The sequence below is a fragment of the Pseudomonas sp. genome (assembly GCF_028293835.1).
In the GTDB taxonomy this organism is placed as follows: Bacteria; Pseudomonadota; Gammaproteobacteria; order Pseudomonadales; family Pseudomonadaceae; genus Aquipseudomonas.
Genome location: NZ_JAQGNX010000152.1, coordinates 1 through 6,762, shown reverse-complemented (window position 1 = coordinate 6,762; position 6,762 = coordinate 1). Strand labels below are relative to the sequence as shown.

Genomic DNA, 6,762 nt, shown 5'->3' with positions numbered 1-6,762 from the left:
AATACATTCATACTGTTTCAGCGCAAACCAATATTCAGGCCAATGCGTATCAGGCCAGCGGTTCGGCTACCTACAACGAGTATGAAAGCCGCAGCAGCTACATCGAGCAAGGTGAGCTGCGTAAATTCAGCGGCGACATCAAGGGCGAGATTTTAAAATCCGGGATGTTCCAGCTGGTTCAAGGCACGCCTTACACCGCCAAGTCCCGGGAGGACGTCTACGACGTGATCAAGCGAATCAAAGGCGGCAACTTCAAAGGTGCGGATTTCGTCTTGTTTGGCACGGTGTCGGATATCGACTTCCGCCAGGACGTGACGGCGTTGGCCAAGACTGACAGCCATTCGGCGGTCATGGGCCTGACGTTGGTTGGCAGTTTCAGCCTGGTCAACACCCGCACGTTTGAAATCACCTCGGCGTTCACCGCCATTGGCGAAGGTCAAGACACCAAGCTGGTCAACGGCTACGACCAGCACGTCTCGCTTAACCGCGGCCGAGTAGTAAGAGACGTGTCGAAATCTATTGGCGAAGACGTTGCGCGCCAATTGAAGGAACAATTAATCGGTTTCGATGGCAGCAACCAAAGCCCTGTGCCGCGTAGCAGTTTGCCCCGTGACGAAGCGCCAAGGATATTGCGGTAACGCCGCAGCGCCTGTCAGCAACGAGCCAGCGCCCATAGGCTGGCCATCAACAGAAACAGGCGATGCAATACCAACGCACAAGCCCCCCGAAAGGAATCAATCCGCAGCGCGATGGAGGGTGGCGAGAAAAGCCGCAGCGCCGACGAATAATCCGGCGAAGGTTCGGTTCATACGGCGCTGCTGCCTGGGCGTGCGCAGCAGGCGCAGGACACGCGAGGCGAGACCGGTATAACCGGCCATCACCGTCAGGTCGACCACGACCATGGTCATGGCAATGATCAGATATTGAGCCAGCAACGGCTGTAGCGGGTCAATGAACTGCGGCAGGATGGCCAGCATGAACACCAGCGCTTTCGGGTTGCTGATGTTCACCAGAAAACCGCGCATTACCAAGCTCAACGGTCGGCCTAGCGGGCGAACCGCATCGTGGTCGGCCATTTCGATGGCCAACGCGCGCCACTGTCTGACCGCGAGGTAAACCAGATAAAGCACGCCGAACCATTTGATCAGGCTGAACGCCAGGGCAGAGGTGGCGAGCACAGCGCCCAGACCCGCTGCGACGATGGCGATCTGTAGCACTAACGCAACTTGCAGACCCAGGGCATTCCAGTAACCGCGCCAAAAGCCATAACGCAATCCGCATGACATCGACGCAATGGCGCCAGCGCCTGGGGAAAGGCTAATGACCCAACAGGCAGCAAAGAAACCAAGCCACGTTTCAAGCGACATCACTTACCTCGGCACGATGGAAAAGGCTCTCGGGAAACTACGTTCGGGACAGCTATGAGGACAACGCTTCCAGCTCGGCCTGCATGCTTTCCAGCAACTCTAGCGCTTCCATCCAGGTTTCTTCCAGCTCGGCTTCGCGAATTTTCAGTTTTGCCTGATCGGCCAGCAAGTCGCGCAGCTTGTCTTTGTTCGCCGCTTCGTAGTTGGTGCTGTCAGCCAGCGCAGCTTCGACGGTGAACAGCTTTTCATGCAGCGTGCCGAGGTCGCGCTCGAGCTTGTCGGCCTCGCGCTTGTGCGGTGCCAGCTGTTGACGCAACGCCGCAGCCTGCTGGCGCTGAGCCTTTTTGTCGGTCTTGTCAGGGTTGACCGGCGTATTGCTGACCGGTGCGTTGCGCAGACGATAATCCACCAGCCAACGCGCGTAGTCTTCAAGATCGCCGTCAAAGGTTTGCACCACACCGTCGGCCACCAACAGGAAGTCGTCGGTGGTACTTTTCAGCAGGTGCCTATCGTGAGAAACCACCAGTACCGCGCCACTGAATTCTTGTAACGCCATGGTCAGCGCCAGGCGCATTTCCAGGTCCAGGTGGTTGGTGGGCTCATCGAGCAGCAGCAAGTTAGGTTTGCCCCACGCAATCAGCGACAACGCCAGACGGGCTTTTTCGCCGCCTGAGAAATTCAGCACCGGCTCGTCCAGACGCGGACCACGGAAGTCGAAACCGCCAAGGAAGTCACGCAACGTCTGTTCGCGCTCGGTGGGTGCTATTCGTTGCAGGTGCAATAACGGGCTGGCTTTGGCGTCGAGGGAATCCAACTGATGCTGGGCGAAATAGCCCACGATCAGGTTTTCGCCACGAACCAGCCGACCGCTCAACGGTTCAAGCTCACCGGCGAGGTTTTTGATCAGCGTCGACTTACCCGCACCGTTGGGGCCAAGCAAGCCAATTCGGGCACCGGGGGTAAGTTGTAATTTGACCTTTTCCAAAACCGCTCTTTCGCCATAGCCCAAACGTGCGTCGGACATATCAAGCAGCGGACTGGAGATTTTATCGGACTCACGGAAGGTGAAATCGAACGGCGAGTCGACGTGAGCCGCCGACAACTCTTCCATGCGCTCAAGTGCTTTCATCCGGCTTTGCGCCTGACGAGCCTTGGTGGCTTGAGCCCTGAAGCGCGCAATGAATTTTTCCATGTGCGCGCGTGCTACTTGTTGCTTGTCGTACGCCTGCTGCTGCTGAGCCAGACGTTCGGCTCGGGCACGCTCGAAGGCGCTATAGCCGCCACGATAAAGAATGATTTTTTTCTGTTCGACGTGGGCGATGTGATCGACCACTGCGTCGAGGAAATCCCTGTCATGGGAGATCAACAGCAAAGTGCCGGAGTAGCTTTTCAGCCAATCCTCAAGCCACAAAATGGCGTCGAGGTCCAAGTGGTTGGTGGGCTCATCGAGCAGCAGCAGGTCCGACGGACACATCAATGCCTGGGCCAGATTCAGACGCATCCGCCAACCACCGGAGAAATCTCCGACCTGTCGGTCCATCTGCTCGTTAGTGAAGCCCAGACCGGCAAGCAACTTGCGCGCTCGGGCGTCCGCTGTGTAGCCGTCGGCGCCATCCAGCTCCGCATGGAAGCGGGCCTGAGCCGCGCCGTCGTGCGCCTCTTCTGCGGCTGCCAGATCGCTCTGTGCCTGACGCAGACGCAGGTCTCCATCAAGCACATAATCCACGGCCAGGCGCTCGAGGGTCTCGATCTCCTGACGCATGTGAGCAATGCGCCAATCGGCAGGCAGCAAGCAGTCGCCAGAGTCGGGGGTCAGCTCGCCCCGCATCAAGGCAAACAGGCTGGATTTGCCGGCGCCATTGGCACCGATCAAACCGGCTTTATGGCCGGCGTGCAGCGTTAACTCGGCGTCTTCTAGCAGACGTTGCGGGCCACGCTGTAAAGTCAGGTTTTGAAGTCGAATCATAATGGCGGCGGAGTCTACCAGCTTCGTCCGAAACAAGTAGATGACTATGCCTCCTGATCTGTGGAATTTCTCCCTCAATATCTATGCCCAACCGGGTGTGGAGCATGCATGCCTGCAGCTGCAAGCCAGCGGGGCCAACGTTTGCACGCTGCTGTGTGGCGCGTGGCTGGGACATCGCGGGGTGCTTTGCAGCCCTGACCGTTTAAGTGATATCAGACAATTGGCCGCGCCTTGGTACGACGATGTGGTGCAACCGCTCAGGGCAATGCGGGTGCGTTGGCGCGATGCGGCGGCTGACGACAGCGACTTGAATGCCGTTCGCGAGCAGATAAAGAGGCTGGAACTGGAAGCCGAACGCACATTATTGTCGCGGCTTGAGACGCTGACACAGAAGTGGCCGGGGGGTGTTTCGCAGGACATGACGCCGTGGCTGGAAGAACTTGCTGCCGATGCGGCCAAAGAGAACCACGACGCGCTGCAGGTGCTGCGCGTCGCGGCGAACCAGATTTAAGAAGCGCTGGTTGGAGTAGCAGGTGTTGCCGCATGAGCTACTGGAGCCGACGCTGCTGGAGCGCTTACGGCTGCCGCAGTGGACGCTGGCGGTGTTGCAGGCGTGGCGGCGACTGGCTTGGCAGCAGCAGGTTTCGCGGCGACCGGCTTGGCTGGCGCCGGCTTAGCCACTGCTTTTACTGGAGCAGGTTTAGCCGCTGGCTTGGCAACGGCCTTGGCAGGTGCCTTGGCTGCAGCAGCTTTAGTCGGCGCTTTTGCAGCAGTGGCGGCAGGCGCTTTAGAGACTGCTGCTTTTACCGCGGGTTTAGCGGCTGCCGGTTTTGCAACAACGGCAGGCTTCGCGGCAGCGGCTTTAGCCGGAGCCTTGGGCGCAGCTTTGGGCGCAGCTTTGGCGGCTACAGGCTTGGCGGCAGGTTTTGCCGAACTGGCAGCGGCAGGCGTTTTTGCTGCTGCTTTCGGTGCAGCTTTCACAGCTGGCTTGGCAGCGACGGGCGCTTTGGCCGCTGCTTTTTCTGGCGCTTTTACCGGTGCTTTCCCTGGGGCCTTGGCAGCAGCAGTTTTAGCTGGAGCCTTGGCTGCAGCAGTTTTAGCTGGAGCCTTGGCTGCAGCAACAGGTGCTGGCGTCTTCGCAGCAGCCGGTTTAGGCGCACGCAGGCTCAAGCTTTTGCCCACGGCTTCTTTGACACGACCAATACCCTGAGCCAGTTTCAGGCTTTCCTGGGCGTCGCGCTTTAGCTGCAAAATGTAGGTGCGGGTTTCAGTCTGACGAGACTTGAGAGCGTCGAGCAGCTCTTCGAGTTCGGACACACCTTCTTTAGCTTTGGCCTGTGCCTTGGCTTTTCCGGCGGTAGCAGCTTCCTGCAGTTTGATGCGGGTGTTATGCAATTTTTCTTGCGCTTTGCCGCGTTGCTTTTCCAATTTCGCGAGCAGTTTTTCTGCCTCGGTCATTGCTTGAGCGCAGGCGTTTTCCAAGTGTTCAAGCAAGCTTGTCGAAAGCTCGTGGAGCAAGTGCAACGGGGTATTTACTGGCTTCTTTTTCGCCGACATGACTGACCTCCTGACTGGCTAGATAGCGGCTCATACTAGACCTCTGCATGAAGCGCCGCTAGGTGGTGTTGATACTTACACCTCGTCGTCGTTTGCATACCCGCCGAACAGATTGAATGCAGTACCCATGACAGCGCGAAGAAAAACCCCTTCAAGCAGGCAGCGTTGCGACGACAGCACTGGCATAATCCCCGCTCCCCAGGCTGGAGTGGACCATGTCACGCTACCTATTAATGTCGCTGTTTCTTCTGCTACCGCTTGCCCAGGCCGCCGAAACCGCCGCTCCCCCGAGCGACCACGATCTCGCTTACAGCCTGGGAGCAAGCCTCGGCCAGCGACTGCGTCAGGAAGTTCCTGATTTGCAGATACAGGCATTGATCGATGGGTTGCAGCAGGCCTATCAAGGCAAACCGCTTGCGCTAAAAGACGATCGCATCGAGCAGATTCTTAGGGACCACGATGCAGCAGTGACCCAGTCAGAAGATGCGCCGCCGCCCGAACCGCAGAGCGAAGCGGCCATGAGCGCCGAGCAGCGTTTTCTGAACACCGAGAAAGCCAAGCCAGGCGTGAAGGTATTGGCGGATGGCGTGCTAATGACCGAACTGACGCCGGGTTCGGGTCCAAAACCTACCGCTTCGGACCGGGTACAAGTCCGTTACGTCGGTCACTTGCCGGACGGCACCATCTTCGATCAGAACACCCAGCCACAGTGGTTTCGCCTGGACAGCGTAATCGCTGGCTGGACGAGTGCGTTGCAGGGGATGCCGGTAGGTGCGAAATGGCGCTTGGTGATTCCTTCCGCCCAGGCTTATGGCGCGGAAGGCGCGGGGGATCTTATCGACCCCTATACGCCACTGGTGTTTGAAATTGAGTTGATAGCCGTGGGTCAGTAACAGGTAGCACGTCAAGAACAGGCCACGACCCACGCCGAAACCGGGCGCAGGAAGCGCACCCGGTGACAGCGTCAAACTTCAGGCCTGAACGGCGTCTGATGTTTTGTGGGAGTTGTGCAACACTTCGATCAGGCAATCTTCCAGTTCGAAACGCTCATGCAGCAAACTGCCGAGCTTTTTGAACTCCGAAGCAACGACCGTTACGTCTGAACAATCACCTTTGTCGCAACGGTCATTGAATGCCAGTGCGAACTCAGTAATGACGTCGATACGTGGGTAGATCTGCTTGGCCAGTTCCAGGCCACGCTCATCTTCGAACGCTTTCGCTTCGCTGGTGAGCTGTTCATAGACTTCAAAATGTCCCGCCGACACGTAATCGACCAACACTCCGCAAAATTTCTGAAGGCCCTCACGGTCCGCAGCCAACGCTTCCGGCGTGTCGCCAAGCGCGTCGTAGACCCGAACGAGTTCTTTACGGTCTTCAAGCCAACGATCAATCAGCTTGTGAACCCCGCCCCAGCGCTCCTGAGCATTCTTGCAACTTTCCAGCATGATGTTCTCTCTTCCCTTCAGGGTCATGCGGCTCTGTACCGCTCCCAGACTTCTAATAAACTCTCGATGAGAGACGGGTCCGATGAAGCTACAAAAACGGCATATTTCCGATAACGCGTGCCGACCAGATTATGCCCGCACACCAACCCCATCAAGGTACGCAGGAGATAAAGTTCATACAAGTGTTTAATCCGGGCCACCCTTTGAGCCCCGTTTCGCACTGTGCAGCCCGCCTTAGTCGCGCTGTAACAATTGGTAAGCGGCAAACACGATCATGCCGGCGAACGCCAGCAGGCTCCATTCGGGAAGGCTCATACCGAACAGAGTCCAGGTCACTTCGATGCAATCCGCCTCACCATCAAACACTTGAGCGACGACTTTGAAGAAGGAGATCAGATCTAAATAGTAGGCGGGTGAATAGACGCAA

General features: G+C 57.7%; 8 protein-coding genes. 3 read left to right on the top strand and 5 right to left on the bottom strand.

Annotated features, from left to right (window positions below; genetic code table 11):
• Positions 1 to 638: penicillin-binding protein activator LpoB (locus tag JWR17_RS20620; RefSeq protein ID WP_299834292.1), on the top strand; the 638-nt coding region annotated here is incomplete at its 5' end.
• A gap of 96 nt (positions 639 to 734) precedes the next feature.
• On the opposite strand, the gene JWR17_RS20615 is transcribed toward JWR17_RS20620, so the two are convergent.
• Together JWR17_RS20615 and JWR17_RS20610 are read right to left on the bottom strand one after the other, a co-directional pair.
• Positions 735 to 1,367 carry a LysE family transporter gene (locus JWR17_RS20615; protein WP_299834290.1) on the bottom strand — a complete coding sequence of 211 codons (633 nt, stop codon included), beginning with the start codon at positions 1,365 to 1,367 and terminating at the stop codon, positions 735 to 737.
• 52 nt (positions 1,368 to 1,419) lie between these two features.
• Positions 1,420 to 3,333 (bottom strand): ATP-binding cassette domain-containing protein, encoded by a 1,914-nt coding sequence (locus tag JWR17_RS20610; protein WP_299834288.1) that lies wholly within the window; start codon positions 3,331 to 3,333, stop codon positions 1,420 to 1,422.
• Positions 3,334 to 3,379: 46 nt separating this feature from the next.
• Here JWR17_RS20610 and JWR17_RS20605 point away from each other — a divergent pair, with 46 nt between their 5' ends.
• Positions 3,380 to 3,844 (top strand): TIGR02444 family protein, encoded by a 465-nt coding sequence (locus tag JWR17_RS20605; RefSeq protein WP_299834295.1) that lies wholly within the window; start codon positions 3,380 to 3,382, stop codon positions 3,842 to 3,844.
• Here JWR17_RS20605 and JWR17_RS20600 read toward each other — a convergent pair.
• The gene (locus JWR17_RS20600) at positions 3,841 to 4,890 is read right to left on the bottom strand and encodes an AlgP family protein (protein WP_299834286.1); all 1,050 of its coding nucleotides are present in this window, start codon (positions 4,888 to 4,890) and stop codon (positions 3,841 to 3,843) included. The genes JWR17_RS20605 and JWR17_RS20600 overlap by 4 nt on opposite strands.
• A 215-nt stretch (positions 4,891 to 5,105) precedes the next feature.
• On the opposite strand from JWR17_RS20600, the gene JWR17_RS20595 reads away from it, so the two are divergent.
• A complete protein-coding gene (locus tag JWR17_RS20595) occupies positions 5,106 to 5,783 on the top strand; it encodes an FKBP-type peptidyl-prolyl cis-trans isomerase (RefSeq protein WP_299834284.1) in 678 nt (225 codons plus the stop codon).
• Positions 5,784 to 5,861: 78 nt separating this feature from the next.
• On the opposite strand, the gene rsd is transcribed toward JWR17_RS20595, so the two are convergent.
• On the bottom strand, positions 5,862 to 6,335 hold the full coding sequence (rsd, locus tag JWR17_RS20590; protein WP_299834281.1) for a sigma D regulator: 474 nt from the start codon (positions 6,333 to 6,335) through the stop codon (positions 5,862 to 5,864).
• A 234-nt stretch (positions 6,336 to 6,569) separates the two neighbouring features.
• Positions 6,570 to 6,762 (bottom strand): disulfide bond formation protein B (locus tag JWR17_RS20585; RefSeq protein WP_299834279.1); only part of this gene is annotated, 193 nt, incomplete at its 5' end.